Origin of the sequence: Thermoflexus sp. (genome assembly GCF_042408365.1) — a bacterium.
GTDB lineage: Bacteria > Chloroflexota > Anaerolineae > Thermoflexales > Thermoflexaceae > Thermoflexus.
The window spans coordinates 12,475-27,611 of sequence record NZ_JBHOQJ010000315.1; the positions used below are offsets into that span (position 1 = coordinate 12,475).

At 65.4% G+C, this 15,137-nt stretch carries 10 protein-coding genes and 1 CRISPR repeat array; of the genes, 3 read left to right on the forward strand and 7 right to left on the reverse strand.

Features of this window, described 5'->3' with window-relative positions; translation table 11 throughout:
* Positions 1 to 347: 347 nt before the first annotated feature.
* The 6 genes from ACFMO5_RS14370 to ACFMO5_RS14395 form a co-directional block, all read right to left on the reverse strand.
* Entirely contained in the window at positions 348 to 803 is a 456-nt protein-coding gene (locus ACFMO5_RS14370) for a putative toxin-antitoxin system toxin component, PIN family (RefSeq protein ID WP_376793437.1), read from the reverse strand.
* On the reverse strand, positions 784 to 1,041 hold the full coding sequence (locus ACFMO5_RS14375; protein WP_376793438.1) for an AbrB/MazE/SpoVT family DNA-binding domain-containing protein: 258 nt from the start codon (positions 1,039 to 1,041) through the stop codon (positions 784 to 786). The genes ACFMO5_RS14370 and ACFMO5_RS14375 overlap by 20 nt, the downstream gene beginning before the upstream one ends.
* Positions 1,042 to 1,100: 59 nt before the next feature.
* Entirely contained in the window at positions 1,101 to 1,229 is a 129-nt protein-coding gene (locus tag ACFMO5_RS14380; protein ID WP_376793439.1) for a hypothetical protein, read from the reverse strand.
* 403 nt (positions 1,230 to 1,632) lie between these two features.
* Complete coding sequence (gene polA, locus ACFMO5_RS14385; protein WP_376793440.1) at positions 1,633 to 4,464, reverse strand: DNA polymerase I; 2,832 nt, start codon at positions 4,462 to 4,464, stop codon at positions 1,633 to 1,635.
* A gap of 166 nt (positions 4,465 to 4,630) precedes the next feature.
* A complete protein-coding gene (locus ACFMO5_RS14390) occupies positions 4,631 to 7,168 on the reverse strand; it encodes a DEAD/DEAH box helicase (protein ID WP_376793441.1) in 2,538 nt (845 codons plus the stop codon).
* Positions 7,155 to 7,658: a methylated-DNA--[protein]-cysteine S-methyltransferase gene (locus ACFMO5_RS14395; RefSeq protein WP_376793442.1), complete on the reverse strand. Its 504-nt coding sequence runs from the start codon at positions 7,656 to 7,658 to the stop codon at positions 7,155 to 7,157. Before ACFMO5_RS14395 ends, ACFMO5_RS14390 begins: the two co-directional genes overlap by 14 nt.
* A 284-nt stretch (positions 7,659 to 7,942) precedes the next feature.
* Between ACFMO5_RS14395 and ACFMO5_RS14400 the strand changes: the two genes are divergently transcribed.
* The 3 genes from ACFMO5_RS14400 (at position 7,943) to metG (ending at position 12,690) form a co-directional block, all read left to right on the forward strand.
* Positions 7,943 to 8,740, forward strand: a complete 798-nt coding sequence (locus ACFMO5_RS14400) for a LysM peptidoglycan-binding domain-containing protein (protein WP_376793443.1) — start codon at positions 7,943 to 7,945, stop codon at positions 8,738 to 8,740.
* A gap of 269 nt (positions 8,741 to 9,009) precedes the next feature.
* A complete protein-coding gene (gene glmU, locus ACFMO5_RS14405; protein WP_376793444.1) occupies positions 9,010 to 10,386 on the forward strand; it encodes a bifunctional UDP-N-acetylglucosamine diphosphorylase/glucosamine-1-phosphate N-acetyltransferase GlmU in 1,377 nt (458 codons plus the stop codon).
* 528 nt (positions 10,387 to 10,914) lie between these two features.
* On the forward strand, positions 10,915 to 12,690 hold the full coding sequence (gene metG / locus ACFMO5_RS14410; protein ID WP_376793445.1) for a methionine--tRNA ligase: 1,776 nt from the start codon (positions 10,915 to 10,917) through the stop codon (positions 12,688 to 12,690).
* A gap of 56 nt (positions 12,691 to 12,746) precedes the next feature.
* Here metG and ACFMO5_RS14415 read toward each other — a convergent pair whose 3' ends face one another.
* Complete coding sequence (locus ACFMO5_RS14415) at positions 12,747 to 13,907, reverse strand: NAD(P)/FAD-dependent oxidoreductase (RefSeq protein WP_376793446.1); 1,161 nt, start codon at positions 13,905 to 13,907, stop codon at positions 12,747 to 12,749.
* A 521-nt stretch (positions 13,908 to 14,428) separates the two neighbouring features.
* Positions 14,429 to 15,128: direct repeats of the CRISPR family, unit length 30 nt; unit sequence CCCTCAATCGAACCAGCGTGGGATTGAAAC.
* Positions 15,129 to 15,137 lie beyond the last annotated feature (9 nt).

Below are 15,137 nucleotides of genomic sequence, written 5' to 3' on the forward strand. Positions count from 1 at the left end.
GGATCCCCGTTTTGGGAGCCCCCTTCAGATGAGAGGTTTCCTTCACACCCCCTGGCCAGTTCTTCGGTCAGAATCTTAGGGAAGACCTGCTCCACCAATAGGCTTCGGCGGTGAGAAGGACCTGCCAGACCAGTCCCCAACCGTTTCCTCCATGTGGGAGGGATTTTGGGGTGGGTGGGGCTTGCTCTGCACGAAAGCTGTAGATGAAACCTCACGACTGGTCCACATCTTCACCGCACGCGTTTGCAACGAAGCGGAAAATGATGATGCAAGCGGTCTGGGGTAGACCCTGGCCTTCCAGAGGCGGTAACGGGTCTTCACGGCGCCGAAGCCGCAGAGCAGAGAATTTACCTCGCCTGTCGGGTCAGCAGCTCCCGAATCCACGCCAGCAGGTCGCCAGGGGTGCCGATGCGCAGGGGGAGCACATCCGGCGGGACGGCCAGGAAGTGGCGGGCATCGTGGGTCACCAGCCAATCCGCCCCGGCCTCCAGCGCCTCGGCCAGAATGCGCGCGTCGGGTGGGTAGGAAAGCCATCGCTGGGCCTGCTCCAGCGCTTCCGGGCTGGCCTCGCCCGTGACCTCTAGCCGGGCTGTATCCAGCAGGAGAGCCAAATCGGGAAGGGAGTCGGGAGCTTTACGGCGCACGACCTCTTCGCATTCCCGCAAGACCTGCGGGCCTGCCAGTAGGCGTAGGTAGCCGATTTCGCCCAGGCGCAGGACCATCCGCGCACCTCCCTGGGGGGAAAGGATGGCGGCGAAAATCACGCTCGTATCCAGGAAGACTTTAGCCAGCGGCGGATTCACCCCGGACCTCACGCAGGGTTTTCAGCATGCTCTCCAGGTCAGCGCCCTGGGCCCGCCACTGGGCGGCCAGACGATCAGCTAGACGGTCGATCTCCAGGACCCGGGGAATCAGGACGAGCGTGCCATCCAGGTCCAGCAAGGTGAGGATGCTGCCCTCCTGGAGCGCTAGCCTCCGGCGCACCGGCGCAGGCAGGGTGATGACGCCCCGTTTCGCCACCTGCACTTGATAGATGCTCATTTTCTTCGCCTCCTTCGTAGAACTTCTGCATTTCAGTATATCAGAAAATCTGCAAACGTCTAATTTCCCTGCCCGAACACCCGCTCCCACGCCTCCAGCGCCAGCCATTCGGTGCAGTATTCGACGTATGGGCGTCGTTCCTTCATCCTGAGCACCCGGAAGGTGCTGGCCGGCACCACACGCTTCACACTCCACCGGGTCCAGCGGATCGTGCGCTTCCTGCCACAGCCGATCCGTCCAGGAAGGAATTCGCTCACTCTGGGCATGGACCTACCGACATGGAGATCCGCGGAACAAGGCCCGGACGGAGAAAGCGTCCAAACTCAAATCCGCAGGGGCGGCCGCACCTGCCTGGCCCGACTACGCTTCTTCACCGACAAGAGGTCCCCGAGGCCTACCTATGCCAGGGCCAGGACGACCTCTTCCACTCCACAGCTGCCAGAGCTTACCAGATGAGGGCTTCCCCCAGGGAGTTCTGGTGGAAAACTTGAGATGAGCACTGGAGCTCAACTTCCCACAACCCGGAGCTATTTGGGAACTGGAGTGTAAGCGGGTCCAGCGCCAGAGCTTTTCTTGAGAGGCCACGGCGCCCTATGACCAGTGCGGCCCGATATGGGTTTCGACCTCCAGGGGCACCACCAGCGGGTAGGCGTTCCGCATCTCCGCCTCCACCATCGTCCGGACGACCTCCACCTCCTCCTCCGGGACCTCGAAGACCAGCTCGTCGTGAACCTGCATGATCATCCGGGCGCGCAGGCCTTGTTCCCGAAGCGCCCGGTCGATCCGGATCATCGCCACCTTGATGATGTCGGCGGCGCTGCCCTGGATCGGCGCGTTGATGGCCTCGCGCTCCGCTTTCCGGCGGACCGCCTCGGGGAGCCGCCGGGGGGCCTGGTCCGGGCCCGTCGGCATCAGCTCCGGGAAATAGCGGCGCCGACCCAGCAGCGTCTCAACATATCCCCGCTGGGCGACCTGGGCCTTGATGGTCTCGATATATGTCTTCACCTGTGGGAAGGCCGTGAAATATTGCTGGATGAAGCGCTCCGCCTCCCGCCGGGAGATCCCCAGCTGTTGAGCCAGTCCGTGGGCGCTCATCCCATAGATCAGGCCATAGTTGATCCGCTTGGCGAAGCTCCGCTGCTCCTCCGTCACCCGGTCCAAGGGGATCCCGAAGGCCTTCGCCGCAGTGGCCCGGTGGATGTCCTCGCCCGCCTGGAACGCCCCGATCAGCCCGGGATCCTTGGTGATGTGCGCCAGGATGCGCAACTCGATCTGGGAGTAATCGGCCGAGAGGAGCACGGACCCCGGCGGGGCAATGAACGCCCGTCGGATCTGCTTGCCGAGCTCCGTGCGGATGGGGATGTTCTGAATGTTGGGATCGCTCGCCGAGATCCGCCCGGTCACCGTCCCGGTCTGATGATAAATGGGGTGGATCCGCCCGGTGGTCGGATGGATCATCCGGGGCAGCGCGTCCACATAGGTGCTTTTCAGCTTGGCCAGCTGCCGGTATTCCAGGATGAGGTCGATCACCGGATGCGCTCCCCGCAGGCTCTCCAGCACCTCGCTGGAGGTCGAATACATCCCCGTCCCGGTTCGTGGGACGTCGACCGTCGGCAGCTGGAGCTTTCCGAACAACGCATCCGACAGCTGGCGGGGGGAATCCAGATTGAAGGCGTAGCCCACCCAGCGGTAGATCTCCTGGGCCAGGATCTGGATCCGCTTTTCGAACTCCTTCGACATCTGTTGCAGAAGGGGCACGTCGATGAGGATGCCCGCCAGCTCCATGCGGACCAGCACAGGGATCAGGGGGACCTCGATCTCTGTAAAGAGCGCCCACATGCCCTGTCGACGGAGCTCCTCCTCTTGGAGGCGGGCGATGCGCAGGGTGAGATCGGCGTCGGCGGCGGCGTAGGGGGCAGCGGCGGAGACCGGGACGTCGGCGAAGGACCGCTGGCCCTTGCCCTTCCCGATCAGCTGCTCGATGGTGGTCATCTCCACCCCCAGCCGGAGCCAGGCCAGGTGCTTGAGGCTGAGCCCGTACGCCGCAGGGTTCAGCACCCACTCGGCGACCATCGTGTCGAAGGCCAGGCCTTGCACCTCCACTCCGTGGCGGGCCAGGACGAGCAGGTCGAACTTCGCGTGGTGGCCGATCTTCGGGCGCCCCGGATCCCTCAGGATCGGCCCCAGCACCTCCAAGACGCGGGCGAGGGGCAGCTGCGGCGAGCCGTCCCGATGGCCAACGGGGACGTAGTAACCCCGACCCTCCTCCACCGCGAAGGAGAGCCCCACCAGGCCGGCCGACATCGGGGCCAGGGCGTCCGTCTCCACATCGAAGGCGAAGCGCGGCGCCCGCTCCAAGGCCTCCCGCAAGGCGACCAGCCCCGCCTCGTCGGTCACCACGGTGGCCTCCGTCGGGCGGGGGAGATGCTCGGTCCGCAGGGGCGGCACCACGAGGGGCTGGATCACCGCCGGGCCCACCGGCTCCGCGAAGAGCGTCGGCTGGCTGGCCGGCTTCGGCGCCTCCTCGACCGATGGCGCCGCCTCCAGAGGCGTCGTGCCATCGGGGAGCCGGTTCATCAGGCTCCGGAACTCCAGCTCCTGGAAGAGGGCCAGCACCGCCTCCCGGTGGTAACGCCCAACCCGACATGCTTCCCAATCCACCGCGATGGGGACGTCCGTGCGGATCCGGACCAGTTCCTTGCTCAGGAACGCCTGCTCCCGGCCGGCCTCCAGCAGCCGGCGCACCCGCTCCGGCTGGATCTCGTCCAGATGAGCGTAGATGTTCTCCAGCGATCCGTAGCGCTTCAGGAGCTCCGTCGCCGTCCGCTCCCCGATCCCCCGGACCCCTGGGATGTTGTCGCTGGGGTCGCCGGTGAGGGCCTTGAGGTCCACCAGCTGATGGGGTTCCAGGCCGTAGCGCTCACGGATGGCTTCCACATCGTAGATCACGATGTCGTCGAAATGGCGGCGCGAGGTGAGGACCCGGATGCCCGGCCGGATCAGCTGGAAGGTGTCCGTGTCGCCGGTGACGATCAGGACCTCCATGCCCCGCTGAAGGGCTTGGTGGGCCACCGTGCCGATCACATCGTCCGCCTCATAGCCTTCCGCCGTCAGCTTGGGGATCGCGAAGGCATCGATGACCTGGTGGATGCGAGCCAGCTGGGCATCGAAGTCCGAGGGCCGCTCGGCCCGGGTCGCCTTGTACTCCACAAACGTTTCATGGCGGAACGTCCGCCCCACATCGAAGGCCACGGCCATGTAATTCGGGCGATGCTCCCGCCAGACCTTCAGAAGCATCGACGTGAAGCCGTAGACCGCGTGGGTCGGCTCCCCCTTGCGGGTCTGAAGGCCCTGGCGGAGCAGCGCGTAATACGCCCGATACGCCAGGGAATGTCCATCCACCAGCACCACCAGCGGAGTCATCGTCACCCCATCCGGTTGGAATCATGAGCGAGGGCGCCCCGATAGGGGCATCCCCAAGGGGTGCCCCCAGGCAACGGTGCAAATGGCCTTTGTAGGGGCAGGCCTTGTGCCTGCCCCCAGGGCGCCTGCACGACCGTCATGGGTTATTATAGGAATAAAATCCTCCCTATAGCCCCCATTCGCATATGCGCTCCAGCAGCCGGCGGGTTTCCCCCTTTAGATCCGGCATCTCGCCCGGCGGCCCCACACAGGCCGGACACCCCCGCTCGCACGGGCAGCGCTTCACCACCTCCAGGGCCGCTTGTCGCAGGGCCTCCCGGACCATCCAGAGATGCGCAGCAAACCCAACGCCGCCGGGGACCCCTTCATACAGCAACACCGTGGGGCCGCCCGCGGCCCGACCCTCCGGGTCCACCAGAACGCCCAGATCCGCCGGATCGCTCATCAGGAAGAGCGGGGCGAGGCCGTGGAGCAAATGGGCCAGCCCGGAGAGGGCGCTGCGGGTCCCCAGCATCTGCTCCAGACGACGGTGGCAGCGCCGGCAGACGGTGATCAGGTTCTCCAGGGCATGGGCCTCCGTGAGGTCCCGAAACGTTCGCAACGGGCGGAGATGGTGGACATCGTGGGCCTGCCCTGGCGGCTCCGGGGCCCCACACACCCGGCAGCGATAGCCGTCCCGCGCGCGAACCTTCCGACGGACAGTTTCCCATTCCGGCCCATAATCGAGAGGCCCGATGTGGATGCCTTCCTGCTTCAGACGCTCCAGGAGCGCCGGCTGGAGGGTCAGCCACCAGGCGGCGGTGGGCAGCGTGACCTCCGGGGTTTCCACCTCCTCCCATCCCAACAACTCCCCGCCCGGCCACCGCAGGCGCCGATATCCCACCACCCGGCTCACGATGGTCACCTCGCCCCACGCCTCGATCCCCCACGGTTCCACCTGCCGCCCCCGTTCCTCCTCCAGATGCCAATCCGCCTCGACGATCGGCTCCGTGAGCTCGTCCCCCTCAAAGGGCGCCGCAACGGCCTCCCCTTCCTCCCAATCCACCGAAACGATCCGGTAGGCGATGCCCTCGTGGAGATACACCGCGCCCGGGTGGACCAATCGGGGCGCGGAGGGGCGATCCACCTCGCCGATGACCCGGCTCCCTCCCTCCGCACCCAGGCGGATCCTGACCCGGTCCCCCGTGCTGGTCCGCAGGCTCACCGCTTGGGCCGGATAGCGGTCGGCGGCGAAGTAAACCCGCCCATCGGTCGGATTTCGATACAGCGGCTCCCCGTCGGCGATCAGCTGTTCCACCAGCCACTCCGTATCCAACGTTCGGGCGAACGGCTCCTCCGGGCGCAGCGGCCACTCGAACGCGGCGCACCGCAGGTGATCCGCTAAGATGGCTAAGTTATCCGGATCGAAACGCGCTGCCTCCGGCGAGCCTCGGAGAAGGAACTCCGGATGCCCCGCCAGATACTCATCGAGAGGAGTCGCGGTGAGCACCAGGATGGCGACGCTCAGCGGCGCCCGGCGGCCCGCCCGCCCGGCCTGCTGACGGACCGAGGCGATGGTCCCCGGGTAGCCCACCATCACGCAGGCCTCCAAAGTCCCGATATCCACCCCTAACTCCAGGGCGTTGGTGGCGATGACCCCCCGGATCCGCCCCTCGCGCAGCCCCTTCTCGATCGCCCGACGCTCCTCCGGAAGGTATCCGCCCCGATACCCTCGGATCTCCTCCGGATCTCCCCCTCGCTCCGTCCAGGCCGATCGCACCATGCGGAGCAGCCGCTCGACCGCCATGCGGGAACGGGCGAACGCGATCGTGGGGATCCCGTGCTCTAAAAAGGCTAAGATCAGGCCGACCGCAGCGGTCAAGGCGCTCTGGCGCAATCCGGTGGCCGCATCCAGCAGCGGTGGACGGTACAGGATGAAGTGGCGTTCGCCGTAAGGAGCTCCGTCGGCCTCGATGATCCGGACCGGCCCTTCCACCAACCCCTCGGCGAGCTCGGGGCCGTTGGCGACGGTGGCCGAGGCCAGGAGGAACTGGGGAGAGGCGCCGTATGCGGCGGCCAGGCGCCGCAACCGCCGCAGCACGTTCGCCACGTGGCTGCCGAACACGCCCCGATAGACGTGGGCTTCGTCGATCACCACAAAGCGCAAATGGCTCAAGAACGACGCCCAACGCGGGTGTTGCGGCAGGATCCCCAGATGGAGCATATCCGGGTTGGTCAGCAGCAAACGCCCCCGCTCCCGGACGAACCGCCGGGCCTCGCCGGGCGTGTCCCCATCATACGGCAGCGCGGCGACCGAAAGCCGCGCGGCGGAAAGCCAGGCGCGGAGGATCGCCAGCTGGTCGTGGGCCAAGGCCTTGGTGGGATACAAAAAAAGGGCGGTGGTTTGGGGATCCTCGCAAAGCGCTTGGAGGATCGGCAGGAGGAACGCCAGGGTCTTCCCGGAGGCGGTGCCGGTGAAGAGGGCCACGTGGGCGCCCGAGCGGGCCGCCCGATACGCTTCGACCTGATGTGTGTAGAGCTTGGAGATCCCCTCTTTCTGCAAGGCCTCGCGCCACCGGGGGTGGAGGTCCTCGGGGATCGGAGCCCATTGCGCCTCACGGGCCGGCGCCCAGGCCCAGGAGGCCACCCGACGGCGGAAACCGGGGTCCGCCCGCCAGCGCCGCAGCAAAGCCGCCAGGGGCGTCGGAAGCTCATCCAACCGCAAGCGATACCCCCTCCAGATGCAACAGCCACCGCTTCAGATGTCGGCCTCCGGTGTAGCCGCCCAGCCGGCCCTCCGCGGCGACCACCCGATGGCATGGGATGAGGATCGGGAGCGGGTTGGCCCCCAGCGCCTGGCCCACGGCGCGGGCCGCCTCGGGCCGTCCGATCCGACGGGCCAACTCCGCGTAGGTCACGACCTGCCCGTAGGGGATGCGCGCCGTCTCCGCCCAGACCCTTCGTTGGAAAGCCGTTCCCCTCAGGTCCAGGGGCACGGTGAACGTTTTTCGTGTCCCACGCAAGTATTCCAGGATCTGGGCGATGGCCTGCGCCGCCAAGCCGTCCTCCCGACGCTCCATCCCCGGATGGGCCGTTTGAACCTCCGCCCATTCCCGCTCCCCGTCCTCCCCGAAAATCACTCGGAGAACCCCCTGAGCGCTGGCAACCACCCATATCGTCCCTAAGGGCGTTCCCTCCACCATTGACCAATGCATGGATCCCTCCGGAAAGGGCGCTGAGCCCTCAGGCCCTATTCCCCTCTAATGATAGCGCAGCTTGCGGGTTGCCCAACGGAGATCCATCAGCGCCCGAAGCCCTTCGGGCCTCCTGGCGGATCATGGAACGCCCGGGCCGCAAGCAGCCCGGCTATAATGGAATCGTTCCTATGAGCGCAGGCTCCAACGCCTGCCCGGCGTGCCGAGGGCGCCTCCTCATCGGAGGGGCATGGGCTCCGGTGCGCCGACCGCTCCTCGAACCACTCCAACACCAGGGGGGATCGATGCGCAGAATCGGTGGTTGGCTGCTGGGAGGAGGGCTGGGGTTGATCTTGATGGGCATCGCGGTCGGGAGCCTGAACGGATGGGAGCGCCGGGCGTTGGCCCAGGCCCAGGTCACGGCCACACCCCGCCCGGACGGCTCCATCGTCCATACCGTAGAAGAGGGGGATACCCTCTTCGGACTGGCCCTGCTGTATGGAACCACCGTGGAGGAGATCAAGGCGCTGAACGGCTTGGGCTCGGATTTGCTCATCGTGGGCCAAGAGCTTCTGATCCGCCCGCCACAGTCCGGCGCGGCATCACCGACTCCGACACCAGCGCCGGCCTCTCAACAACCGGGGGCCCTGTGCACCGGGGCCTTTGAAGATCGAAACGGGAACGAAATGAAAGAGGACGGCGAGCCATGGATCGCCGGGATCTCCATTGACCTGATCGATGGGCATGGATGGAAAACCACCCTGATCTCGGGGGCGGGCCAGCCGGTCTGCGCGCGGGACCTGGCGCCAGGCTATTACGTCCTCGCCGTGGAGAGCCCGGCGGGCTATCAGCCCTCCGGACCGACTCGGCGGGACATTTGGCTGCCGCGGAACGCCGAAGCGACGCTGCTGTTCGGATTCCAGTTGCGCGCCGCTTCGGCCACACCCACCCCATCCCCAACCGCCGCGCCGGTGACCTCCGCTGGGGTCGATTACTCCCAAATCGGGGAAGGGCTGTTGTTGGGCGCCGGATTCCTCGCCCTTTTGCTGATCGGCGGAGTTGTCGGCTACTGGATGGGCCAACAGCGCGCTCGAGCTCGGTAAGGCGACCCATGGCAAGGGGTTTCCCCACATCCAATGTCGGGGGACCCGGAGAATCGCGACCGATGTTCGCAAGAGAAAGACAGGCGCTGATGAAATCCAACGAATTAATCTGGACGTTCCACACTGAGGATACACTGGGAGGGAAGCGGGAGGCCCCACCCCCCTTTCTCCCCCCTTCCCATGGGGGAGTTCGCTTTTTAAATTTCACAAGCGCCCGACTACAAACAAAAACTTCTCCTTAGCATTTTGAAGGAAAGGATGGGTGTCGCATGACCTGGACAGCGGTGATCCTGGCGGCGGGGCTCAGCACCCGTTTTAAGTCCGAGCGGCCGAAAGTGGTGCATCCCCTGGCGGGGCGCCCGATGATCCAGCACGTCCTGAAGTCGCTCCGGGCGGCTGGATGCCCGCACCCGCCGGTGGTGGTGATCGGGCTGAACGCATCGGCGGTCCGCGAGGCCGCCGGGCCGGACGTCCGCTTCGCAGTCCAGCCGGAACCCCGGGGAACGGGCGATGCGGTGCGTTGGGCGGAGCCGATCCTGCGAGGGGAGGTCCCCCATATCCTGATCACCTACGCCGACCTGCCCCTGGTGCGCCCCGAGACCTTCCGACGTTTGATCGAAACCCATCAGGCCACCGGCGCCACGCTGACCTTCCTCACCGTCCACCGAGCGGACCCCGCCGGCTACGGGCGCGTGGTGCGGGATCCGGCCGGGAGGGCGCTGCGCATCGTGGAAGAGGCGGAAGCAAACCCGGAGGAGCGAGAGATCTCCGAGATCAACGTGGGCGTTTACGTTGTGCGCGAGCCTTGGCTCTGGGTTGCCCTTTCGCGCCTGCAACCCAGCCCGGCGAAAGGGGAGATCTACCTCACCGATTTGGTGGCCCTGGCGGCCGCGGAGGGAGCAAGGATCGAGACCGTCGCCCTGGAGGACCCTGAAGAAGCCCTCGGGATCAACACGCGGGTGCAGCTGGCCGAAGCCGAACGCATCCTGCGGCGGCGGATCAACACCCGCTGGATGTTGGAAGGGGTCACCTTGTTGGACCCCGAGCGGGTTTACATCGGGGCCGAGGTGAGCATCGGACCGGACACGGTGATCTACCCGGACACCTACATTGAGGGGGAAACCCGGATCGGGCGCCGGTGCCGCATCGGGCCGAACACGATCCTCCGGGATGCCGTGGTCGGCGACGAGTGCGTGGTGGAGGCCTCTGTGGTCGAGGGCGCCGTGCTCGCGGATCGCGTCCATGTGGGGCCTTTCGCCCGCTTACGGCCGGGGACCCGGCTGGCTGAGGATGTGCACGTCGGCAACTTCGCGGAGATCAAGAACAGCGCCGTGGGACCGCGGACGCGGATGCATCACTTCGGCTATCTGGGCGACGCGACCGTTGGGGCCGATGTGAACATCGGGGCGGGGACCGTCACGTGCAATTTCGATGGGGTGCGCAAGCATCCGACGATCATTGAGGACGAAGCGTTCATCGGCAGCGACACTATGTTGGTGGCGCCGGTGCGGGTGGGACGGAGGGCGAAAACCGGCGCCGGGTCCGTCGTGACCCGGGACGTCCCCCCCGAGACCCTCGTGTACGGCGTGCCCGCCCGTCCGCGTTCCCCATCGCAGGACGTGGGCGATGCCTCTGGCGCCGATTAGAAATCGGCCTTTCGAGGCGCCTCATGCCATGCATCCGCTTACGCAGACGCAGGATCCGGTCGGCGCAAGCCGACCGCTGGCCGAGCGCCTCTCGCGCTGATTGAAATCAGCCTCCCGAGGCGCTTCGCGTCGGGCGTCCGCCTGCGCGGACGCTTGGGTCGGCGAAGGCCTAAAAAGGGCGGCTTCAGTCGGCATCCCAAGCATCCGTCGGCCTTCCTTCCCTTTGCGTAGCCCTATAGATCTCGATAAAATGTAAAAAACACGGGGGCTCCTCCGGCATGCGAAAGGAGCGAGCTGGAGGCCCGCCCTCCCCGAAAGCTTCTTCATTGGGTTTAGAGACAATGATCCAAGCCGGTTTTCCGTATGGCATGCCCATGATGAGGAGAAGGGCCAGCGGTCGGGGGCCTGAGGCCCCCCCGACTGCCGGGTTGATTTTCGCCCGCTGACCGCCGGCCTCGGCCGGCGGTTTTTATTTACGGCGCCGGGCGCCTCGAACTTGAATCCTCAAGGCAAGCCGAGGAGGTGGAGATGACAACGGAGAAAGTGTTGGTCTGCGTGGCATGGCCTTACGCCAACGGCCCGTTGCATCTGGGCCACATCGCAGGCGCCTATCTCCCGGCGGATATCTTCGCGCGCTACCATCGCCTGAAAGGCCGTCAGGTTTTGATGGTCTCCGGATCGGACTCCCACGGGACTCCGATCACCGTTCAGGCGGATCGGGAGGGGGTGCCGCCACGGGAGCTGTTCGAGCGCTATCATCGGATCTTCTTAGAGACCTGGCAGAAATACGGGATCTCCTTCGACCTCTTCACCCACACCGACACCGAGAACCATCACCGGGTCTCCCAAGATATGTTCCTGCGCCTCCTGGAGAAAGGCTATCTGTTCAAGCAGACCCAGCGTCAGTTCTACTCCGAGGTCTCCCGGCGCTTCCTTCCCGATCGCTACATCGAGGGGACGTGCCCGATCTGCGGCTATGAGCGGGCCCGGGGGGATCAATGCGAGCGGTGCGGGACGCTGTTGGAGGCGACCCAGTTGATCAACCCGCGCAGCCGGATCGACGGCAGCACGCCGGTGCTGCGGGAGACGGAGCACTACTTCTTCAATCTGCCTGCCTTCACGGAGCCCCTCCTGGCCTATCTGCGCGACAAGGGGTACTGGCGGCCGAACGTCCTCACCTTCACCCTCAATTACATCCGGCAGGGGCTCCAGCCGCGCCCGATCACCCGCGACCTGGATTGGGGCATCCCCGTCCCCTTGGAGGGCTTTGAGGGCAAGGTGCTCTACGTGTGGTTCGAGGCGGTCATCGGCTATCTCTCCGCCACGATCGAGTGGGCCTCCCTCGCCGGCGATCCCCAGGCCTGGAAGGAGTGGTGGTATGACCCGGAGGCCCGCATCGTCTACTTCATCGGGAAGGACAATATCCCCTTCCACACCATCATCTGGCCGGCCCAGCTGATGGGGACCGAGCGCCTTTATGAGGAAGATCCCTCCAAGCGCCTCACCCTCCCCTACGACGTCCCGGCCAATGAGTTCCTCAACCTGGAAGGGGACAAATTCTCCACCAGCCGCAACTGGGCGGTTTGGGCCTTGGACGCCGCGGAGCGTTATGCGGTGGACGCCATCCGTTATTACCTGACGGCGATCATGCCGGAGACCCAGGACGCGGAGTTCCGTTGGATCGACTTCATCCGGCACAACAACGAGGAGCTCCTTTCCATCTGGGGGAACCTGGTCCACCGCGTGCTGACCTTCACCGCCCGCCACTTCAACGGCGAAGTCCCCATGCCCGGCCTGATGGAGCCGCGGGACGCCGAGATCCTGGCCAAAGTGGACGTGGCCTTCGAGACCGTGGGGCATCTCATTGAAAGCTGCCGTTTCCGTCAGGCGCTGGAAACCGTGATGGGGCTGGCGGCGGAGGTGAACCGCTATCTCAATGAGCGCGAGCCCTGGAAGGAGATCCAGGCGGACCGGACGCGGGCGGGGACGACCATCTATGTGGCCCTGCGGGCCATCGACAGCCTGAAGGTGATGTTCGCGCCCTTCCTCCCCTTCTCCAGCCAGCGGGTCCACGAGATGCTGGGATATGAGGGGACGCTGATCGGGCGCCTGGTGACGCGGCCTGTCGCCGAAACCTCGCGGGAACATCTCGTGTTGACCTACGAATTCGATCCCCGGTTCCGCTGGGAGCCCAGCCGGCTTCGCCCCGGCCAGCGCCTGGGGGAGATCCGCCCGCTCTATGAGAAGATCGATGAGGGACGGGCAGAGGAGGAGCGGGCCCGTCTGGGGCAGCCAGTATCCTAACGCGTGGGGGCCACCTTCGGGTGGCCCCCTTCGGGTTTTCCCGGCGCCCCAAGCCCTTAGATCACGTTATATTCCGGTGGGGCAGCCACCTGGGCGAAGCGCTCCCATCGGAGCGGGGCGATCTCCAGCGTGTGCGCCTTTCCCTCCAAGATCTCCTCCGCCATCAGGAGCCCGGCGGCCGGGCCGTGCATCACCCCGTGGCCGCTGAAGCCGGCCACTACGTAGAAGCCCTCCACTGCAGGAACCCGGCCGAGGATCGGGTGGGCGTCCAGTGTCACCTCGTAGAGGCCGACCACCCGGGCTCGAACCCCCGCGTGCTCCAGCAAAGGCATCCGGGCGATCGCCGCTTCCATATGGATCAGCTCCCACTCCGGATCCAGCTGCTCGTTGAAACCCGGCGGCTCGGACCGGTTGGACATCCCCGTCAGGATCCCTTCGCCCTCCCGGTGGAAATACAGGCTTTGGGCGAAGTCGATCACCATCGGGAAATCCGGGGGAATCTCTGGGATGGGGGTCGTGATGAGGTACTGCCGGCGATAGGGGAGGATCGGGAGGTCCACCCCCACCATCCGGCCGATCTGGGCGGCCCAGGCGCCGGCGGCGTTCACCAGGATGGGCGTCGCGATCTCGCCGGCGGGGGTGATCACCGCCTCGACGCGGCCGCCCCGGGTCCGAACGCCGGTGACTGGCGTTTCCGTGAAGAGGGAGCCGCCCAGGCGACGGGCACCGACGGCGTAGCCGTTCACCAGGTCCATCGGGCTCAGCAACCCGTCGCGGTGGCAAAACGTCCCGGCGATGACGTCCTCGAGGCGCATCATCGGGAGGCGACGGCGGATCTCCGCCCCGTCGAGCCATTCCGTGGGAACACCCAGGCGGTGTTGCAGGTCCACCTGGGCGCGGAACTCCGCCACGTCCTCCTCACGGGTGAGGAGGAAGAGGTAACCGCAGAAGTGCAGCGTGAGGGGGGCGCCGGGGTCCTCAGGGAAACGCTCCATCATCGCGACGCTGAGGAGCGAGAGGCGGATATTGATCTCCGTCGCGAACTGGTGGCGGAAGCCGCCGGCGGCCTTGCTTGTGGAGCCGCAACCGAAGAAGGGACCCTTCTCGAGGACGACCACACGGAGGCCAGGGTGTTTTCGGAGGAGGTGATAGGCGGTGCTCAAGCCCATCACCCCACCCCCGGCGATCACCACATCGGCGGTAGCGGGGATGTGCATCAGCGAACCTCCTGGGATAGGTATGGTCAACTGGGCACGGCTTCGATCCAGCGGAGCCCGTGTGGGTCGTCGGGGAAGCCGGTGGGCGCTCCTGTCGGGATGTCCGAATGCTGGCGATTCATTGACGGATCCTCAGGGCTCCGAATCCAACGGCGCCCAGATCCTCTGGAGGGCTTCCCAGTTAAATTTTAGTTCACCGGACTCAAAAACCTTCCGCGGACCTCCTAAGGATTTTCGGCGATCGGGGGTCCACGGGTCCTTCTCATAAATTCCCTTTGAAACTGATCTTCTCCAACTCTTTCTTTTCAGGTTTCATTTCACAACCTTCTCTCATGATCTTTTCATTCGTCATCGAACACCATCTAACGAAAAGGCTTCCGCGGACCCCCCTCTTCCCACCCGCACCTTGTCCGGCTTTGAACTTGACAAAATTCATCAATCCATGGTATATTAGATATGCAATTACTGGAAAACCTATTTGTTCCCTCCCCTTACCACGTCCCTTCTCTAGAATCGCAGGCCCCTCAATCGAACCAGCGTGGGATTGAAACAAGGGATCCTTCAGCTGCAGCTGGATCTTGGGGCCGCCCTCAATCGAACCAGCGTGGGATTGAAACGGAGATCCCCGGGGCGATGGGGAACCGCCTCGGAGACCCCTCAATCGAACCAGCGTGGGATTGAAACATCTTACCGTCTCCGGGACGGCGAAAGATCAAGCGGGCCCCTCAATCGAACCAGCGTGGGATTGAATCCATACGCGATCGTCCGCCCGCCGCGCGGGCCCGGGCGCCCCTCAATCGAACCAGCGTGGGATTGAAACCCGGATCCCAGCGCCGGATCTCCTCCACCCCGCCGTCCCTCAATCGAACCAGCGTGGGATTGAAACAAGGGGGTTGCGTGCTATTGGATGATCCGTTTCGCGGCCCTCAATCGAACCAGCGTGGGATTGAAACCGGCATGGGGAACGGGAGCGGATTAAAGCTTCCCGGCCCTCAATCGAACCAGCGTGGGATTGAAACCGACCATCACGCGATTATCCACCACCTGCTCCGCGGCCCCTCAATCGAACCAGCGTGGGATTGAAACTCGAGACGCCGAGAAGTTCAAACTCCCGCCGCGGGGCCCCTCAATCGAACCAGCGTGGGATTGAAACAAGGTAGGGTCGGTGATCCGGTGGGCGGAGGCCCCGGCCCCTCAATCGAACCAGCGTGGGATTGAAACTATTGCACA

Excerpts from the sequence above, each read along its gene's own strand:
- ACFMO5_RS14375 (WP_376793438.1), bottom strand. The coding sequence starts at position 1,041 with ATGAGCATCTATCAAGTGCAGGTGGCGAAACGGGGCGTCATCACCCTG.
- polA (WP_376793440.1), bottom strand. The coding sequence starts at position 4,464 with ATGACTCCGCTGGTGGTGCTGGTGGATGGACATTCCCTGGCGTATCGG.
- ACFMO5_RS14395 (WP_376793442.1), bottom strand. The coding sequence starts at position 7,658 with ATGCATTGGTCAATGGTGGAGGGAACGCCCTTAGGGACGATATGGGTG.
- ACFMO5_RS14400 (WP_376793443.1), top strand. The coding sequence starts at position 7,943 with ATGCGCAGAATCGGTGGTTGGCTGCTGGGAGGAGGGCTGGGGTTGATC.
- glmU (WP_376793444.1), top strand. The coding sequence starts at position 9,010 with ATGACCTGGACAGCGGTGATCCTGGCGGCGGGGCTCAGCACCCGTTTT.
- metG (WP_376793445.1), top strand. The coding sequence starts at position 10,915 with ATGACAACGGAGAAAGTGTTGGTCTGCGTGGCATGGCCTTACGCCAAC.
- ACFMO5_RS14415 (WP_376793446.1), bottom strand. The coding sequence starts at position 13,907 with ATGCACATCCCCGCTACCGCCGATGTGGTGATCGCCGGGGGTGGGGTG.